Genomic DNA, 1,433 nt, shown 5'->3' with positions numbered 1-1,433 from the left:
CAGGAAGGCGTGCTGCAAGTGGGTGAAACGGTCGCCGCCGCTGCCGCGCCGGTGGCCGCGTTCGCGCGCATGGCCCTGTTCGCCGCGCCGGTTGGCAATACCCTGGCGGCCGACATCGTCGTCGCCAACCGCGCCGGCCTCACCGGCACCGGCACCGTCAACAGCGTGATCAACAAAGGCACCGTGCAGCCCGGCCCGAACGGCAACCTGACCGTCACCGGCGACTTCACCAACGCCAGCGAAGGCACCCTGAGCATCAACCTGACCCCGCTGCCGACCAGCTACCTGGCCGTGGGCGGCACCGCCAACCTGGCCGGTACGCTGAACGTGTTCGCGGCGCAGCCGTACACCGGCGACACCACCTACACCTTGCTGACCGCCGACGGCGGCATCACCGGCAAGTTCGACAGCGACAACCTCAGCAGCCTCGGCGTGGCCTCGAACCTGGCGTTCATCGACACCCGCCTGGTGTACGGCAGCAACGACGTCAGCCTGTCGGTGGCGCGCAACGGCGTCGCCTTCGCCGACGTCGCCCTCAGCGACAACCAGCGTGGCGTCGCCGCCGCCCTGGACTCGGCCGCCGCGCCGGCCAGCCTGCGCAGCGCGATCACCAGCATGGACCGCGCCGCGGCGCAGGCCGCGTTCGACAGCCTGTCCGGCGAAATCCACGCCAGCACCGCCAGCGTCTTGCTGGAGGACTCCCGCTACCTGCGCAACACCGTCAATGACCGCATGCGTCAGGGCGATTGCGGCAACGGCGACCCGCGCAGCGTGCTGGCACCGACCAGCGGACAGCAGAGCAGCAGCGGTTGCCAAGGGCAGGGCGTGGGCTGGATCACCGCCCTGGGCGGCTGGTCCAACAACGACGGCAGCCATGGCGCCGCCAGCGTCGATCGCGACCTGTCCGGCTTCATGCTCGGCTTCGACAACAACCTGAATGACGAATGGCGCGCGGGTATCGCGGCGGGCTACACCAAGACCAGCCTCGATGCCAGCAAGCGCAACTCGGATGCGTCGGTCGACAGCTACCACCTGGCCACCTACCTCAGCTACCAACTCGACGCCTTTGCCGCACGCATGGGCGCCGGTTATAGCTGGCACGACATCGACAGCAAACGGCATGTCGCAGCGGGCAGCTACAACGAAGAGCTGAAAGCCAAGTACAAGGCCGGCACCGCGCAGGTCTTCGGCGAAGTGGGCTACACCGTTGAAGCTGGCGGTGTGGCACTGGAACCGTTCGCCGGCATCGCCTACGTCAACTACGACAGCGACACCGGCCGCGAGAAAGGCGGGGCGGGTGCGTTGGAGGCCAGTTCGAAACAGGACGCGACCTTCACCACCGTCGGCCTGCGCGCTGGCAAGCAATTCACCTTGGGTAACGGCACCACCCTGACCCCGCGCGGCAGCCTCGGCTGGCGGCATGCCTTCGGCGA

General features: G+C 68.3%; 1 protein-coding gene. It reads left to right on the top strand.

The genetic code is table 11. The features are described 5' to 3' along the window. Window positions 1-18: 18 nt before the first annotated feature. Window positions 19-1,433 (top strand): autotransporter domain-containing protein (locus NTD82_RS07960; RefSeq protein ID WP_262128307.1); only part of this gene is annotated, 1,415 nt, incomplete at its 3' end.

Origin of the sequence: Pseudomonas sp. 5P_5.1_Bac1, assembly GCF_025466015.1 — a bacterium.
Classification (GTDB): domain Bacteria; phylum Pseudomonadota; class Gammaproteobacteria; order Pseudomonadales; family Pseudomonadaceae; genus Aquipseudomonas.
This window is presented reverse-complemented; position numbering and strand designations above follow the sequence as displayed.